This window comes from Psychrobacter sanguinis (assembly GCF_020736705.1).
In the GTDB taxonomy this organism is placed as follows: domain Bacteria; phylum Pseudomonadota; class Gammaproteobacteria; order Pseudomonadales; family Moraxellaceae; genus Psychrobacter; species Psychrobacter sanguinis.
On record NZ_CP085990.1, the window covers coordinates 3,061,169 to 3,079,518 of the forward strand.

Genomic DNA, 18,350 nt, shown 5'->3' on the forward strand with positions numbered 1-18,350 from the left:
TTTTAATAGGGCTAATCAAAGTTAAACGCCTTTAAAACCGCTGAATAGTGACCAAGTGACTAGAGTTTTAAGTGAGTAAAGGGTAAAATAGGCTATTTACATCTTACGTTTGTCTTTTTCAGATTTTGCCAACATACTACACTATTGTTTCCTATAATTTGTATCCTATAATAGTGTAGAGCTAAAATCTCGAATTTGTGAAGTCAAGCCCCGAATATAAGTGACTCTCCTACTATGCATGACTATCAACTTTTTACCTCAGAATCTGTAAGTGAAGGCCATCCTGATAAAATGGCAGATCAAATTTCAGATGCCTTGCTTGATGCAATTATGCGTGAAGATTTACATGCCCGTGTGGCCTGTGAAACCTTAGTTAAAACAGGGGCAGTTGTTTTAGCAGGTGAAATCTCAACTACTGCCAATATTGATATCGAGCGCATTGTTCGCGATACCGTTAATGAGATTGGTTATAACCATTCTGATTTAGGCTTCGATGGCAGCACTTGTGCGGTTATCAATATGATTGGTAAACAGTCTCCTGAGATTGCTCAAGGGGTTGATCGTCAAAATCCAGAAGATCAAGGTGCTGGTGACCAAGGACTAATGTTTGGCTATGCCAGCAATGAAACCGAAGTATTAATGCCAGCGCCTATTGAATATGCGCACCGCTTAATGGAACGTCAGTCTAAATTGCGTCGTTCAGGCGAGTTACCTTGGTTACGTCCTGATGCCAAAGCTCAAGTGACCCTAAAATATGCCAACGGTATCCCTTCTGCCATCGATGCTGTCGTGTTATCAACCCAACATGATCCAGATGTTTCGCAAGCAGATTTACAAGAAGCGGTCATGGAAAGCATCATCAAACAGGTTATTCCTGCTGAGCTGCTACACAAAGACACGCGTTATCATATTAACCCAACCGGTAAGTTCGTTATCGGCGGTCCTGTAGGTGATGCAGGTCTAACAGGTCGTAAAATCATTGTAGATACTTACGGCGGTATGGCGCGTCATGGTGGTGGTGCCTTTAGTGGTAAAGATCCTTCTAAAGTTGACCGTAGTGCCGCTTATGCCGGTCGTTATGTGGCAAAAAATATCGTGGCTGCGGGCCTTGCAGAGCGCTGTGAAGTTCAAATTAGTTATGCCATTGGTGTGGCTGAGCCGACCTCTATTGCGGTGAATACTTTTGGCACGTCAAAAGTAAGCCATGAGGTGATTATTGAGCTTATCCGTACTCACTTTGACCTACGTCCTTATGGCATTACTCATATGTTGAATCTTCTACAACCTATGTATCAGCAAACGGCCACTTATGGTCACTTCGGCCGCGAAGGCAGTGAAACTGCTTTCACATGGGAAAAAACGGATAAGGCAGATATCTTAAGAGCAGACGCCAATATCTAGTTATTGATTCTTTCAAGCTGCACTTTAGTTTATGTGATAAACAGTGCAGCATTGTCCCCATAAATTTAAAAATTGAAGTTAAAAATTATGACCGACATTCCAAATAGCAACGAAAAACCTGAGCTTTCAAAAGATATTGAAGCCTTTTACAAACGTGCTGATGCCATTATTGAACTGGCTAACAGTCAATTAGGTCCAGACTCTCATTCAGGCCAAGTGGGTGCTTCATTGTTATATGCAGCCGCCCGTTATAGTGCATCAGTCGCCTCTATTGGCTTCGTCAAAGGTAGCGATTTGGCTTCAGAAAAAAATGAAATCATTGAGTTTTATGCCAAACAATATCGTCAAATGTTAAGTGATAACTTAGATGATTACGCTGATAACTTTGATAAATATGTGCCAACTGACTCAGTAGAAAAGTAGACTTTTTTAGATGGCTATCTAACTAGTTTATTTAAAAACAAGCAATATTTTGAATACAATACAGATAAATAGCTCACCTTTGGTGGGCTATTTTTTTTGTTAAGATATAAGAATCTGGAAATCACTCAATAAGGATGAGGTATTATTATGATGACATTTATTCTTAACAGACAGCACAAGCGATTTACTGTTTCTAAAATCATGGCTTTGTCGCTTACCACAGGTTTACTGATGACAGGCTGTGTGACAGCAGAAGAGTCTAATTCAGTCCCTAACACTAACACGCCTACTCCTGACAATAGCATCATGATAACGCAATGTGGTGCTTTTACGCCCGATAAAGAACAAGTTATGTGTACCATGCAATATGATCCCGTATGTGTCAAACACAAAGCAACTAATGGTCAAATCAGTTATAAGACAGCAGGCAATGCTTGCTCAGCCTGCACTACTGCAACTGCTATCAGCTATACCCCGGGCGAATGCGGTACAGGACTGCCCACCCAATAGTTTATCAAACGTAAGGCGCAGTTATAAGTTACCCTTTATAAATAACTAAACTATAAAAAAGGCCAATTCGATGGAATTGGCCTTTTTTATATAAATCAAAACTTATTCTCTTATTGAGACTTAGTCCCCAGAAACAATCTTTGGCGGACCTTTTAACAACTCTTCATCGACAAATTCATCGGCAGTGTTGTGCTCAGCAGATTCTTCAGTAATAAACTTCTGTTGGGCACGGTATAAAATGAGTCTATCACGGCTTAGACCTCGCATTAACGAATACATCATTACCACCACCACCACGGCAAAGGGGAAACCGGCCACAATAGCGGCTGCTTGCAGTGCACCTAGTCCACCTGCGGCCAATAATATTGCAGCTACCACGCCTTGTGTTAGTGCCCAAAATAAACGCTGAATCTTAGGCGGGTTGGTATCACCGCCTGAGGTTAGCATATCAATAACGAAGCTGGCAGAATCTGAAGAGGTCACAAACCAAAGCACAATCATGATAACAATGAGTAGCGTTGTCGCTTGCGTAAACGGATAGAATTCTATCAGTTTAAAAATAGCATTACCATAATCATTCTGCACCACTTCAATAAAGCCTGGGTTACCCATTAACTCCATATTCACTGCCACACCACCAAAAGTTGTGAACCAGAAGAACAGAATGGTCATAGGGACAAACAGTACTCCCAATAAGAACTCACGAATGGTACGGCCACGACTAATACGCGCGATAAACACCCCAACAAATGGCGACCAACTTACCCACCATGCCCAATAGAAAATCGTCCAAGATGACTGCCAATCGGTTTTAGAATAAGCTTCATTCCAAAATGCCAGTTGCACTATATTTTGAACATAGTTACCAATATTTTCGACAAAACTGTCCATAATATATTGGGTTGGGCCTAACAAGAAGGCGAAAGTTAGTAGCACAAAAGTAAGAAATATGTTTAAGTCACTTAAGCGCTTAATTCCTTTATCCAGACCTAGCATCAATGAACCACATGCCAATAAAGTAATCAAAGCGATTAAAACAATCTGTATGGTGATATTGTTAGGTAGAGCAAACAGTCCCTCTAGTCCTGAATTAATCTGTAGCACACCCAAGCCTAAGGTAGTCACTACCTCAAACATAGTACCAAACACTGCTAGCGTGTCTACTGTATGGCCCCAACGCCCATTCACTCTCTTGCCCAAAATAGGATATAAAGCTGAGCGTATCGCTAATGGTAAACCTCGGCGAAAGTGAAAATAAGCCAATGATAAAGCGACAACCGCATAAATAGCCCACGCATGAATCCCATAGTGTAAGAAGGAGATATTCATCGCTTGCTTAGCGGCTTCAACGGTCTCTTTTTCACCCAATGGCGGCGCCATGAAATGATAAACCGGTTCAGCTGTTCCCCAGTACATGATGCCGATACCAATACCGGCTGAAAACAGCATCCCTATCCAAGAAGGCAAACTATATTGAGGCGCTTCTGTCTGATGCCCAAGCCTAATATCGCCATATTTACTAAAGATTAAATACAGACAAACTAAGACGGCGGCATTCATTACGAGGATGAAAAACCAACCAAATCGGTGGGTGATAAAGCTTTGCATTTCACCGAAAACAGCATTTGCCATTTCCTGAAACAAAGCACCAAATACAATAAACCCAAGAATCAATACAACTGAGGCTATAAATACTGGTTTATTGACCCGAGGAAAGGGTCCTAAACGCCCAATCTTTAAATCACTCATTTGTTTGTGTCCTGTCAAAAAAGAGGCCACTGTATCAACTGGCTTAATAATTAGCAATTTTTGAAACAGGTTAATTGTAATAAAACAACAAAAAATAATTGACTGTTTTGATTTCTTTAGAATAAAAGATTAATGATTTATACTATTTTTGATCAATAAAAGCGTTTAAATGAGACTATTTCAGATTTATTTAGACGGTAATTAAAAAAAGAGGCCCAGTTATTAACCGAGCCTCTTTTTATGACTAATTTAGTAAATACAATTTTTGTTTAGATAAGCTTAACTACATTGCTTATTAACCTCAGATAAGAACCATTTACCATTCTTCTCATTAAAGAAAGGGTTTAAGCTGGCAGGATTCAGTTTAGGTAACTGACAAATTTCAGTGGCTATATCATTATGAGCAAAGGCTTTGTCTAACCAACGTTTACTAGACTCTTGATCGCCTATTTTTGCATAGTCCATTGCCCCAAGCAGCTCACTTATTGCTAGATCTTCTACTTCTTCAGTTAAGAAAGTTTTGGCACTTTCAAGTGATTTATCTTCATTAAAGTCTTGATATCTAATGGCAGTTAACTTTAATAACTGAGTAAAGTATAGACTCTCATCACGCTGAAGCACCTCAGATAAGGCCTTTTCTGTCTGGTTAACCGTCAACTCTTGTGATGTGTTTTTGGCTTTTTTATCGGTTTGCTGATGGTCAGAGAGTTGCTCTGTCATTTGTTTCAGCCACGGTAAAGACTCGGTAGACTTACTGAGTGACTGTCTAACTTCTCTGTTATTGGTTTCAGATTGTGCTAGGAAAATCAGCGTTTGGTTAAATAGCAATTCTTTTTTCTTAGGATGCTGCTTTAACTCAACTGAAGATTTTTGCAAATAATCAGTCAATTGTTTAACCGTAGAAATTAAGGCTTTATTAGTCATTAACGTGGTCACCATGGCGTCCGCATCGGTAAAAGCTACCGGCTCATTTAACCATTGTTTCCATATATCATTTGCTTTCAACCATAACTGTACATCTTGTTGTTCATCAGAGAGTACACCATGACGGACATAGCTGAAAAACAGAGCTTGTTGAGCATATAGTAAGTTTGATAAAGCATCTCTTTTGTCGGCTTCTGATAAGTTTGCTTTTTGAAGTTGTTGTTGGGCTGCCTCAATTTTAGCCAGATTCATCTGCTCTACAATGGTCAAAGACTCATTCTTACACAGCAGTGATTCAGTTTCTGACAGCTGATTGGCTAAGTCGATGTTACTATTTTTCTGGTCAAACAACTTATCGTACGTTAACGTTTGGTTGGCAAACTTTTTAATCTCTGGCTCGATTAACTTTTTGTAGTCGGCACTACATGAGCTTAACTTCTGGGCCCATTGAGTGGTATCTAGTGTTGCCATTTTTGAAGCTTTAACGTCTGTAATCTCGCTATTGGCTACGGTAGACTGTTGACCATTCAAGCTTTGGGTTTGGCTTTGGGTTTCTGAATTTAATGTGCTGCAAGAAGAAGCGGCGAAGAGACTCACCAGTAACAGGGCAATAAGTTTGGTCTTTTTGAATGGTGTGGCTAAAGTCATCGTATTTTCCTTACGGATGGAGGTTAGTAAATGAGGAGAAAGTGTACAGACAGATAAGCCAATATATATTTACTTATCAAAAGATTGCTAGAAACATTACATGATAAACAAAGCGCACAGGGTAAGCAATATCCTTACTAATATAAGGGCAATTTTTAATATTTTATGATTAATTAATATCCGAACAATCTGCTATTTACAGCACTGTCACCTATCGAAATCACCTATCGAAACACTCATTACTTATTAACCCAAAAAACCCCTTACCTATTAGATAGATAAGGGGTCATTTTGAAATCACTGCTAAGGATTAATAACGTTTCCGTTATTAATTAGCCTTTATGCTTTGGAGAAGGTTAAGTTATCTTCTTCATCAACATCAACCTTGATGGTGTCACCGGCAACAAACTCACCAGACAACAGTTTCAATGATAGTGGGTTCTCAATCTGTTGCTGGATAGCACGTTTTAAAGGACGTGCCCCATAAACAGGGTCATAACCCACTGCCACTAGCATATGCATCGCATCTGGAGACAATTTGATGTCCATTTCACGCTCTTTGAGACGATCACGCAGACGATTTAACTGAATGTCAGCGATACCTGCCATCTGTGACATGCCAAGCGGATGGAATACCACAATCTCATCGATACGGTTCACAAACTCAGGACGGAAGTGCTGACCCACAGATTCCATCACCGCAGATTTGATTTCTTCATAGTCATCCCCTGCCATCTCTTGAATCTTATGCGATCCTAAGTTACTGGTCATGATGATAACCGTATTTTTGAAATCAACCACTCGGCCTTGTGAGTCTGTTAAGCGGCCATCATCCAATACCTGTAGCAGAATATTGAATACATCAGGGTGCGCCTTCTCCACCTCATCAAACAAGATCACACTATAAGGCTTACGACGTACCGCTTCTGTCAATACCCCACCTTCTTCATAACCAACATACCCTGGAGGCGCACCCACTAAACGACTCACACTGTGTTTTTCCATGAATTCACTCATATCGATACGAACCATAGCATCTTCTGAGTCAAACAAGAAATTGGCCAGTGATTTAGTCAATTCAGTTTTACCTACCCCTGTTGGGCCTAAGAATAGGAATGAACCTGAAGGACGGTTTGGATCAGACAGACCCGCACGGCTACGACGTACCGCATTGGCCACTGATTGTACGGCTTCATCCTGACCGACTACCCGCTCATGCAAACGTTCTTCCATAGCCAACATTTTCTCACGCTCACCTTGAAGCATTCTGTTGACTGGAATACCTGTCGCTGCAGCCACCACTTCGGCAATCTCATTATCCGTCACTTTATTACGTAATAACTTGATACGGTCGCCTTCGCCTGCCTGCTCTTTCTGTTCAGCAAGGTCAGATTCAGTGATACGCTTCTCTAACTGCGGAATGGTCTCATACTGCAGTTTACTCATGGTTTCATAGTCACCTTCACGGCTCGCTTTGTCATAAGCAATACGTGCTTTATCCAACTCGTCTTTTAGTTGTTGGCTGCCTTTCACCAGAGCTTTTTCAGCCTGCCAAATCTCATTAAGATCAGCGTATTCTTTTTCAAGCTCTTCGATTTGCTCATCAAGAACTTTGCGCTCAGCTTGAGCCCCTGCGTCCTCTTCATTTTTAAGCACTTCGCGTTGCATTTTTAATTGAATGAGACGGCTATCAAGCTTGCCCAATGCTTCAGGCTTACTGTCCATCTCCATACGCAAGCGGCTGGCTGCTTCATCCACTAAGTCAATGGCTTTATCCGGTAGCTTACGGTCAGTGATATAACGATGACTCATACGCGCCGCAGCAATAATAGCGCTATCCTGGATGTCGACACCATGGTGTAGCTCATAACGCTCTTTAAGGCCACGCAAAATAGCAATGGTATCTTCAACGGTAGGCTCATCAACCAATACTTTTTGGAAACGACGCTCTAAGGCCGCATCCTTTTCAATATACTGACGATATTCATCTAGAGTGGTGGCGCCCACACAGTGTAGCTCACCTCGTGCCAGTGCAGGTTTCAACATGTTACCTGCATCCATTGCACCGTCACTCTTACCCGCCCCAACCATAGTGTGCAGCTCGTCAATAAACAAGATAACGTTGCCTTCTTGTTTTGCTAAGTCATTAAGAACGTTTTTTAGACGCTCCTCAAACTCACCACGGTATTTAGCACCGGCAATCAACGCCCCTAAATCTAATGACAAAACTTCTTTACGACGCAGACCTTCAGGTACATCACCATTGACGATTTTTTGAGCCAAACCTTCAACGATAGCCGTTTTACCCACACCTGGCTCACCAATTAGCACTGGGTTGTTTTTGGTACGGCGTGATAACACTTGAATCGTTCTACGAATCTCTTCATCACGACCAATCACTGGGTCAAGTTTACCCATTTCTGCACGTTCAGTAAGGTTGATGGTGTATTTATTTAAGGCATCACGTTGATCTTCAGCGTTTTGACTGTCCACGGTTTGTTCTCCACGAAGTTGCTCAATAACGGCTTTTAATTTCTCTGAAGTAACCCCTGCTTCTTTAAAAATCTTTTTAGTGTCGCCTTGCTCTGCTAATACCAACATGACCCATTCTGTGGCGATATAATCATCTCCCGCTTTTTGGGCTTGACGATCGGCTAAATTAAGTACGCGTACCGACTCTGGGTTAAGGTTAACTTCGCCCGTAGGGTTGGCAATCACGGCTTCATTTTCAAGGGCTTTAGCTACTCCGTTTTTAAGGCCTGGAATACTGGCACCCGCCTGTTGGCATATTGAAATATTAGACTCGTCTTCTAACAGCGCCGCCATAATATGAATCGGGCTAATACTGGTATGGTCTCGACCAATAGCCAGACTTTGCGCTTGCTGTAAAGCAGCCTGTAATTTTTGAGTGAACTTTTCAAATCTCATCGATTAATCCTTATAATAATTTATACTTTTTATATCTATTTAAATGCAGTAATTTTCAAGCTCTGCTTACCTAAAAAATTCACGGTAGACAGCGCTCTCAAATCACTTGGTTCTGAGTTATATATGCTATCTGCGCTGATTAATTTCAAGTAAAAAATTATAATTGTTAACCCTGTCAATGTTTTTAGGTGACTATCAAGTGGCTACCCTTATGTGAGTCCTCTTTTGATTTGTTAATGCTAAGCCCATCTTAAGGTCTTTATTAACCATGATAAACCAGTTAATGCCATTAACTATACCTAATGAACTCCCCAAAAAAAACCCGTATCCAATGCTTATACATTGGATACGGGTTCAAAAAATAGAACACAGTGGAGAACGAGATTAATTAATTAGTTAATTAATTAATAGCACTCTAAATCTAGCGGCAGTCTAACTAGCATCAATCTAGCAACCCAAATCAGTCATACTAATGTTATTGAGGCATATCACAAATCACCATCCGATTCTCTACTGTGACTTGAGCGCCTGCCAATTGACATTCTTTTACCATATGAGAGCGGCTTGCTTGCCAACCAGCAAAAAAACTAACCCCACACAGTAGTAAAACTAACAGTTTCATTTTCCAGTTTTTTAATACTTCAGGTTTGGCAACTATAGAATCGTCTTTGACCTGATTTGACGGATTAGAACTCAAGCTTACCCCCTTTTTTGACAGCGGCTTGATAAGCAGGTCTGCTTTGGCAACGTTTCAACCAATTAAGTGTGTTGGTATATCTGACAGTATCGAAACCTTCGCGTGAATTTGCCGCTTCAATAACAAAACACATTTGCACATCTGCTGCACTGAATTCACTGCCGGCGAACCATTGATCAGAGGACAATTTTGCTTCAACTAAGTCCAAAGCGATACTGATATTTTTACTAATCATAAGCGCTTCAACTTGCTTACGAATGCCTTTAGCAATGGGTTTAATTAATGTAGGAGAACGCTCAACCACTTTGCTAAACACCAAACGCATCACCAAAGGAGGCATCGCTGACGCTTCTGAATAATGCATCCAAAAATCATAATCACGCCAAGTTTTACTGTCTGCCTCTACTTCAGGGTGTAGCTTAAATTCTGTGTCATATTTGGCCATCAAGTAGTCGATAATGTGACCCGACTCTATCAGCGGTGTTTTTTGTTCAGGGTCCTTTGGATTGAGGCCTGTCACTTCTAATATAGGTGCTTTGCCTGAAGGATGAACCCGCTCTAAAGCCTTGGGTGCCAAATAAGACTTCGTACGCTCATAGGTGGTTAAGTCATACGCCACACCAAGCTCTTCTAAGAGCCAAAGAATACGAAATGATCGTGAATTTTGTAAATGATGTAAATGTAAATCAGACATAAACCTTCCTTAATTTATAGGCAATAAAAATGCCAACATATTATGTCGGCATTTTATAGATTATCGTCAATGGCTGATAGAGGTAATTTGTTAACCCATACTGTATAAAGCCTTATACAATAAGGTTAATCCTCATCGATTTACTCATCTTCATCTAAGCCCTTATCAGCACTCGCCTCAGTATCACTGTCTAGTGACTCATCAAAAGATTCATTGTCGATGTCACTGTCAATATTGCTATCAGATAACAAGCCATCTTCATTCATGGCCTCAACAAGTTCATCTTCTTCACCACTGTCCTCGACGCGTGCCATAGCAACTAACGCTTCATCAGCACCCAAACGAATTAAAGTAACGCCTTGCGTGTTTCGACCTGAAGTCGCAACTTGTGCTACTGGAGTACGAACCAGCGTGCCTTTATTAGATATTAAGATAATATCATCTTCAGGTTGAACTTTAGTAGCGCGTACCAGTGCCCCATTACGCTCACTGGTCTTGATAGCGATAACACCACCACCACCACGATTCTGAGCGTTGAACTCATCAACTGGCGTACGCTTACCATAGCCGTTTTCACAAGCAATCAAGATCTCTTTAACATCATCTTCGATGACAACTAATGACTTAATGGACTCATCTTTGGCGATGCGCATACCACGGACACCTTTGGCGGTACGTCCCATCACACGAGCATCATTTTCATCAAAACGAATCGCTTTACCACTTGAAGCAAACAGCATAACTTCCTGCTCACCATTGGTAATACGGGCCGATACCAGCTTATCGCCTTCTTCTAGTCCGATAGCGATGAGGCCATTAGAACGGATATTGGCAAATTGTGATAGTTCAACACGTTTTACCGTACCGTTGGCAGTAGCAAAGAACACAAAACGGCTGTCAATTTCTTCCGATAAATTTGGAATCGGTAGAATAGTAGTAACAATTTCATCGGCATCTAGACCGATGATGTTGACCAATGGACGACCACGAGCACCACGACTGGCGATTGGCACTTCAAAGCCTCTTAAGCTAAACACACGGCCATTATCGGTAAAACACAATACAGTCGCATGGGTCGACGTCACTACTAGATGGTCAATCACATCATCTTCTTTCATAGCAGTAGCAGATTTACCTTTACCACCGCGTTTTTGGGCCACATAATCACTGATTGGCTGAGTTTTAGCATAACCTGTACGCGAGACGGTCAATACCACGCTTTGCTCAGGAATTAAATCTTCACGGCTAAAGTCAGTACGAGAGTCAACGATATCTGTGCGACGCTCATCACCAAAGTTCTCTAAAATCTCAAGCATTTCGTTTTTGATAACCAGCATTAGCTTATCAAAGTCCGCCAAAATAGATTCTAGCTCAGCGATTTGACGCAATAAATCTTGATACTCTTCGGTTAGCTTGTCATGCTCTAAACCCGTTAGACGATGTAACTGCATCTCTAAGATGGCATTAACTTGCTCAACTGATAAGCGATAATTATTGCCATTATCAATTAGGCCAAATGGGTTTTTAAAATCCTCACCTTCGATATATTCAGGACGTACAGAGCGTAAATCGCCTGCCTCTAAAGTACCACGGCCAGCTGCCTGTAGCATCGCTACTACAGTACCTGAATCCCAAATTTGACCCAATAGCTTTTCACGTGCTTCACCACGGTTGGCCGACTCTTTAATGGTAGCAATGATATCATCGATGTTGGCTAAGGCTACGGTTAAACCTTCTAATAGGTGACCACGGGCTTTGGCTTTATTTAATTCAAAAATAGTACGGCGAGTCACCACTTCTTGACGGTGACGCACAAACGCAGCAATTAACTGACGTAGGGTCATCAACTTTGGTTGGCCATTATCAAGCGCAACCATATTAATACTAAAGCTAGATTCTAGTGGCGTCTGTAAGAACAGGTTATTAACAATAACCTCAGCCACTTCGCCGCGGCGTAAATCAATGGCGATACGCATACCGTCTTTGTCAGACTCATCACGAATCTCTGAAATACCTTCAATCTTCTTATCACGTACCAATTCAGCGATACGCTCAATCAGCTTAGCTTTGTTCGACTGATAAGGAATCTCAGTAAAGACGATACGTTCACGATCACGGTTAACACCGGTGTCACTCATCGGCTCGATATGGTAACGGCCACGAATATGCACACGGCCTTTACCGGTGCGATATGCATCCACGATACCAGCACGGCCATAGATAATACCGCCAGTAGGGAAATCTGGACCAGAAATATAATTGGTCAACTCTTCACTAGAGATATTAGGATTGTCAGCATACGCCAAACAAGCATTGAGCACTTCGGTTAAGTTGTGTGGCGCCATATTGGTCGCCATACCCACTGCAATACCTGTCGCTCCGTTAACCAATAAGTTCGGAATACGGGCAGGTAAGACACTGGGCATGCGCTCAGAGCCATCGTAGTTGTCTTCCCAATCGACCGTATCTTTATCAAGATCGGCCAGCATTTGGTGCGTCAGCTTAGTCATACGTACTTCGGTATAACGCATCGCTGCTGCAGGGTCATCATCGATAGAACCGAAGTTACCTTGACCATCTACCATTGGATAACGCAGGCTGAAATCTTGAGCCATACGCACAATGGCGTCATACACTGCAGTATCACCGTGAGGGTGATATTTACCGATTACGTCACCGACCACACGGGCAGATTTTTTGTAAGGCTTATTGTAATCATTTGACAGCTGATGCATGGCATACATGATACGGCGATGCACAGGTTTTAGACCATCCCGTACATCAGGTAAGGCTCTAGATACAATAACGCTCATGGCGTAATCTAGGTAGGATTGCTTCATCTCATCAATGATGGCAATAGGACTGACCGAATCACTCATACATACATCTCCATGTTAGCAGCTGGCTTGCTTTGAAACGGTTATGAATAAACTATCAAAGGCAAAAAACTGCAAACTATTTTTTAATTTTTTATGCTAATAATAACCTGCCGTATTCTAGCATAAATTACGCTTAAACGGGCGGTTTTACTGACATTAACTGTGAAACACTGCACGAAATTAGCGTTTTTTTGGTGATTAAAAATCTGATGCAACTGTTGACCTTAAGGTTACTTTAATATTACTTGGTAAAAATGGATTAGTTGGTTACAATTGCAACTTTTTTAGCATACATACCGCTATAATTTAGCGAGTATTTCTCCTATTTAATCAAGCAGGTATGACCCCCATGACTATCACAGAAGACCGTAACTTTGATCCCATCACTAAGCACTTCGTCAAAAAAGTGTATGGCGGACTAAAAGGCGATATAAGACTGGCCGTGTTAAAGCGTGATCTTGGCACGACAGTATCAGAACTGTCTGCCCAACTGGGTCGTCCGTTAAAAATATTGGACGTGGGGGCGGGTCTGGCACAACTGTCGATTGAACTGGCGACGCACGGTCACAGCGTCACTATCAATGACATTTCTCACAACATGCTTACTGAAGCCAAAGCCCAAGCTCAGCAGTTGGGTGTATTAGAAAGTATTAACTGGCTTGTCTGCCCCTATCAAGAGCTCGAAGAATTATTGCCGTCAGAGCAAATAGCTGGTTATGATTTGATTTTGTGTCATGCCCTTCTTGAATGGTTGGGTGAGCCTCAGCAAATAATGCCCTTTTTTAATAAATGGTTGGCCCCTACTGGGATACTTTCCTTGTGCTTTTATAACCCCGCTAGTTTCGTTTATCGCAACCTAATTATGGGCAACTTTAATCTATTAAATAATCCAGAATTTAAATCAGATAATAAAAAAAGCCTTACCCCTAATAATCCAGTAAGCTACGAAGAAGTAGAAAACTGGCTTATAGAGCAAGGCTTTAAGATAAACAAGGTCAGCGGTTTAAGAGTATTTCATGATTATGCGCCGTTAAAACGTGGTGGCCACACCAATCCTGAAGCAGTGATAGATATGGAGCTACGTTACTCAGGCCAAGCCCCTTATAAATGGCTAGGACGTTACCTTCACGTGTTGGCTCAAAAATGCGAATGAACCTTGATTCAATAGATCGACAAAATTAAATACGCTGCCAAGTGGTAACGTCTAAGTCATTGCCTTGGAACAGTACCACATGGGCCATTAACGGACGGAAGCCTATCATAGACCCTACTGGATGGTCATGATGACTCGATATGAGAGACAGTACATCCTCTCCATTGTCTAAACGTAAGCGGTATAAAAAGTTTGCCCCTCGAAACACCCGCTCAACTACCATGGCTTGCTGTGGACTGTTATCGTCATGAACAATATCATCGGGTCGAATCAAAACTTTAATCTTGGTGCCGTTAGGGAAGTCATACTCACACACCTCTCCTTGGCTAAAGTAGGTCTCATAATCTAAAGGTTGCTGAGCGGAGTGAATTGGTTCAGGATAACGCTTAATATCGCCCAAAGCCGTCTTGATTATGCCTTGTTCGATGATGCCATTTATCATGGCCCCTTCCCCAATGAATTCTGCAATGAAAGGACTGTTTGGCTCATGATACAACTCATCTGGAGTTGCCCATTGTGCCAGCTTGCCCTTATGCATTACCCCTATCTTGTCAGCAATGGCAAAGGCTTCGTGCTGATCATGAGTCACTAAAATTGCGGTCGTATTAGTACGCTTTAAAATATCGCGTACTTTAGCCGCTAATGACTCACGAAGCATCATATCTAAGTTAGAAAAAGGCTCATCTAACAGCAATAGCTCAGGCTTTGGTGCTAAGGCACGCGCCAAGGCAATACGCTGCTGTTGCCCGCCAGAAAGCTGATTAATACGTTTATCAGCATGGGCAGTCAGCTCAACAAGCTCTAGCATTTCTTTAATACGAGCAACCTTATCTGCTTTACTCCAGCGGTGCAGCCCAAAACCAATATTTTCACTAACTGTTAAATGACTGAATAAGGCGTAATCCTGAAACACCATACCCATGTCACGCTTGGCAGGCATGATCTGAACTTTCACTTTGCCTTGATTGATGTCGGTTAAGGTTTTGCCATTAAGAATCACTCTACCACTTTGCGGCTGTTCAAGACCTGCAATGGCACGTAATGCCGTAGTCTTACCACAGCCACTAAATCCAAGTAGACAGCCAATCTCACCCTGCTCTAAGCGCATAGACAATGATTTGACGACTTCAGTATCCCCAAAGCTAACACTCAGGTTATCCAGAATCAGATAATGTGAATTTGATTGAGACTGTGGCGTTACTATTGACTGCATTAAATTCACCATTTTTTGCTTAGGCTATTATGAAAGATTATCGTTATAAAGTTTTGTGCTCTATGCGAGAATTACATAAAGGCTGATTGATTATAGAGTCTAAGTTTTATCTGACTGGCGTATCAATAAAATAACCGGGATTAAACCTACTAGCACGATGGTTAAACTCGGCAAGGCAGCACGTTCATACATGCCCTCAGAGGTCATCTCAAACACTCGTACCGCCAAAGTATCCCAGCCTTGACGCCGCGTCATCAGTGTAATCGGCATCTCTTTTGTTACTTCCACAAAAACCATAATTAGTGCTGTAAAAACGCCTGGACTAATGACCGGCAAATACACTTGGCGCCAACGTTGCCAACGGTTGGTTGTTAGCAGCTGTGCGGCTTGTTCTTGGCTTGGCGTAAGTCTGTTCAGCTGTCTATCGATAGGCTGAAATCCGACCGTCATAAAGCGAGTTGCCAAGGCGAACAACATCACTATCACGCTGCCACTAAGTACCTGACCGCTTGTAATTTGTTGGGCGATTAACAGATTATCCAACCAAGCAATAGGAATAAATACTCCGACTGCCAATACTGTGCCGGGTACCGCATAGCCCAAATTGGCCATAGACACCAAAAGCTGATTGCTTCGATTCGGATATTGACGTAATAACCAAGCCACTAACAAGGCAACCATAGCAATAACTGCCGCGGTAGAGCCCGCTATTACCACCGTATTTTTGACAAAACCCCAATACCTAGCATCCAAATCAATATGATAGTTTTTAACCACCCAGGTTAGTAGCTGAGCCATGGGCAGCCCAAAGGCTATGATAAAAACAAAACTGCAAAAGACAACTGCCCATACGTTACGCAGGCCCGTTAGCTTTTCCCGTCGACGATTGCCCGCACTGGGTAGATAACTGCGTTTTTTCTGCCAATAACGCTCTAACAACAGAATGATAAAAACCGTGATAATGAGCAGTGCGGCCAATTGAGCAGCCGTGGTCAAACTAAAAAAACCAAACCAAGATTTATAGATGGCGGTGGTAAAGGTATCTAAATTGAAAACCGATACTGCCCCAAAATCAGCAAGTGTTTCCATCCAAGTTAATAATAACCCACCCACGACCCAAGGCATGGCTTGAGGCAATGCCACTTTAAAAAAGGATTGATTGCGAGTCAGACCTAGCATTTGTCCGGCTTCTAAAGCACGACGCCCTTGTGATAAAAACGCTTGTCTGGCTAGCAGATAAACATAGGGATAAAAAACCAAGGAGAGAATAATACCCGCGCCCCAAACACTACGTACTTGGATAAAGGAGCCATTGATGCCCCACTCACGAAGCAGAGATTGAATAAAGCCGCTGTAATCGAAGAGTCCTACGCTGACGAAAGCCAAAACGTAGGCAGGAATGGCAAAGGGAAGCATGAGTGCCCAGACAAAGAACCTTTGTCCGGTGAAGCGATACATACTGGTTAGCCACGCCAAATAAGTCCCGAGGCTGCCGGCCAATACAGTGACTAAAGCTAAAATTAGTAGTGTATTTTTGATGACCTGAGGCAGTACAAATTCAGCCAAATGGGTCCAGACGTCCGCCATGGGTTCAAACCAAGAACGCATGACGATAATGACAGGTATCAACATAAATAGCGAAACCAATCCTAAGACTGATTTCGCCAATACTGACCCTTTAGAAATATTTGCTCTCATAAAACCCTATTGCAAAGCATAAGGGCAACCTGTGACAGATGCCCTTATTTCTAGCATTTATTTATGGTTTTGTTATATAGCATTCATTTATCTTGTTATATATAACCTATTAACTAATCCTAAACGGTTATTCGTAACCCGCACGATCCATTAACTGAACGGCTTCTGCTTGGCGCTGACCGAAGATACTAACGTTAATATTATCTTGGTTGAAGCTGCCCCATGAACGCAGCATATCTGACTCATCGATACCTGCTTTAACAGGATATTCTTTATCACTGCTGGCGTATTTGCCTTGTGCTGTATCTGAAGATAACCATTCAATAAGCTTACGGGCGCCTTCAACATTATCAGAGTTTTTGATGATACCGGCACCAGATACGTTTACATGAGTACCTGTGGCTTCAGCACCTTCACCTTGGTTTGCCCAGAATAGTTTCACTGGGAATTTAGGGTTCTCATCTAAGATGCGACCATAATAATAGCTGTTGGCAATACCTACTTGACACTGACCTGAAGCAATAGCTTCTAACAATTTAGTATCATTGCTAAATACAGGTGCCGCTAAGTTAGCTACCCAACCTTTTACGATTTCTTCTGTTTTTTCAGGACCATAATGCTCAATCATACTGGCCACTAATGACTGGTTATATACCTTTTTAGAGGTGCGTAAACACAGCTTACCTTTCCATTTAGGATCAGCTAAATCAGCATAAGTAGACAAATCTGTTGGCTGAACTTTGGCTGGATCATAGAAGATAGTGCGGGCACGTAAAGACAGACCGGTCCATAGATCGTCTACTGAACGGTATTTTTCAGGAACATTGCTGTTGACCACTTCTGACTTGATTGGTTGTAATAAACCTTGTTGACCCGCTTGCCATAGGTTACCAGCATCAACAGTTAGCAGGACGTCAGCAGGGGTGTTGGTACTTTCTGCTTCTAAGCGAGCCATTAATGGGCCGCTATCATCTGTGACTAATTCAACAGGAATGCCCGTCTCTTTAGTGAACTCATCCAATAAAGGCTGGATAAGCTGCTCATTACGTGATGAGTAAATAGTTACCGTATCATTTGAAGCTTTATCAGTCGCCTGCACTTCTGTTTTCTGTTCGGTCTCTGCTGTGGTTGCGCTCTCTTCAGTAGATTGATTACAACCTACCAATGCCATTGCACCGATAACAGCAGCACTTAACATTGAATATTTAGTGCTAGATTTAACAATTGATTTCGCTTCTCGTGATGTACCCATTTTGGCCTCTTTGAAGAATTAAGCGTATGATTTATTGAGCTATTTTTTATTGTTGTTAAAGTGTTTACTTAAGCAACAGAACGCATTTTAATACAAATGGTAATAATTATCAATAGCAATTGATATTCAATCAATTTAACCCTTTTATCTAGCCTGTTAACTAGGCCATTAATTTAGTCAT

The 18,350-nt window shown here is 41.8% G+C and carries 13 protein-coding genes; 4 read left to right on the forward strand and 9 right to left on the reverse strand.

What is annotated here, in order from left to right:
* Window positions 1–234: 234 nt before the first annotated feature.
* From metK to LK453_RS12880, 3 genes are all read left to right on the forward strand, one after another.
* A complete protein-coding gene (gene metK, locus LK453_RS12870; protein WP_201527819.1) occupies window positions 235–1,401 on the forward strand; it encodes a methionine adenosyltransferase in 1,167 nt (388 codons plus the stop codon).
* An 87-nt stretch (window positions 1,402–1,488) separates the two neighbouring features.
* The gene (locus LK453_RS12875; protein WP_201527817.1) at window positions 1,489–1,824 is read left to right on the forward strand and encodes a DUF3144 domain-containing protein; all 336 of its coding nucleotides are present in this window, start codon (window positions 1,489–1,491) and stop codon (window positions 1,822–1,824) included.
* 147 nt (window positions 1,825–1,971) lie between these two features.
* Window positions 1,972–2,334: a hypothetical protein gene (locus LK453_RS12880; protein ID WP_201527815.1), complete on the forward strand. Its 363-nt coding sequence runs from the start codon at window positions 1,972–1,974 to the stop codon at window positions 2,332–2,334.
* A 120-nt stretch (window positions 2,335–2,454) separates the two neighbouring features.
* On the opposite strand, the gene LK453_RS12885 is transcribed toward LK453_RS12880, so the two are convergent.
* The 6 genes from LK453_RS12885 to gyrA all read right to left on the reverse strand — a co-directional run bounded on the left by LK453_RS12885 (window position 2,455) and on the right by gyrA (window position 12,853).
* Complete coding sequence (locus LK453_RS12885) at window positions 2,455–4,083, reverse strand: BCCT family transporter (protein WP_201541724.1); 1,629 nt, start codon at window positions 4,081–4,083, stop codon at window positions 2,455–2,457.
* 279 nt (window positions 4,084–4,362) lie between these two features.
* Window positions 4,363–5,655, reverse strand: a complete 1,293-nt coding sequence (locus LK453_RS12890) for a hypothetical protein (RefSeq protein ID WP_201537414.1) — start codon at window positions 5,653–5,655, stop codon at window positions 4,363–4,365.
* Between the two features lie 339 nt (window positions 5,656–5,994).
* A complete protein-coding gene (clpB, locus tag LK453_RS12895; protein WP_201537416.1) occupies window positions 5,995–8,583 on the reverse strand; it encodes an ATP-dependent chaperone ClpB in 2,589 nt (862 codons plus the stop codon).
* 475 nt (window positions 8,584–9,058) lie between these two features.
* Window positions 9,059–9,280 (reverse strand): hypothetical protein, encoded by a 222-nt coding sequence (locus LK453_RS12900; protein ID WP_007393822.1) that lies wholly within the window; start codon window positions 9,278–9,280, stop codon window positions 9,059–9,061.
* Window positions 9,270–9,974 carry a glutathione S-transferase gene (locus LK453_RS12905; RefSeq protein ID WP_201537418.1) on the reverse strand — a complete coding sequence of 235 codons (705 nt, stop codon included), beginning with the start codon at window positions 9,972–9,974 and terminating at the stop codon, window positions 9,270–9,272. The genes LK453_RS12900 and LK453_RS12905 overlap by 11 nt, the downstream gene beginning before the upstream one ends.
* Window positions 9,975–10,114: 140 nt before the next feature.
* Entirely contained in the window at window positions 10,115–12,853 is a 2,739-nt protein-coding gene (gene gyrA, locus LK453_RS12910; RefSeq protein ID WP_201537420.1) for a DNA gyrase subunit A, read from the reverse strand.
* A gap of 349 nt (window positions 12,854–13,202) precedes the next feature.
* Between gyrA and LK453_RS12915 the strand changes: the two genes are divergently transcribed.
* Window positions 13,203–14,006, forward strand: coding sequence for a methyltransferase domain-containing protein (locus LK453_RS12915; RefSeq protein ID WP_201527797.1), 804 nt, complete (start codon window positions 13,203–13,205; stop codon window positions 14,004–14,006).
* Between the two features lie 25 nt (window positions 14,007–14,031).
* On the opposite strand, the gene LK453_RS12920 is transcribed toward LK453_RS12915, so the two are convergent.
* The 3 genes from LK453_RS12920 to LK453_RS12930 all read right to left on the reverse strand — a co-directional run bounded on the left by LK453_RS12920 (window position 14,032) and on the right by LK453_RS12930 (window position 18,169).
* On the reverse strand, window positions 14,032–15,219 hold the full coding sequence (locus LK453_RS12920; RefSeq protein WP_227674389.1) for an ABC transporter ATP-binding protein: 1,188 nt from the start codon (window positions 15,217–15,219) through the stop codon (window positions 14,032–14,034).
* A 99-nt stretch (window positions 15,220–15,318) separates the two neighbouring features.
* Complete coding sequence (locus tag LK453_RS12925; RefSeq protein ID WP_201537424.1) at window positions 15,319–16,917, reverse strand: ABC transporter permease; 1,599 nt, start codon at window positions 16,915–16,917, stop codon at window positions 15,319–15,321.
* 127 nt (window positions 16,918–17,044) lie between these two features.
* A complete protein-coding gene (locus LK453_RS12930; RefSeq protein WP_201537426.1) occupies window positions 17,045–18,169 on the reverse strand; it encodes an extracellular solute-binding protein in 1,125 nt (374 codons plus the stop codon).
* Between the last annotated feature and the right edge of the window lie 181 nt (window positions 18,170–18,350).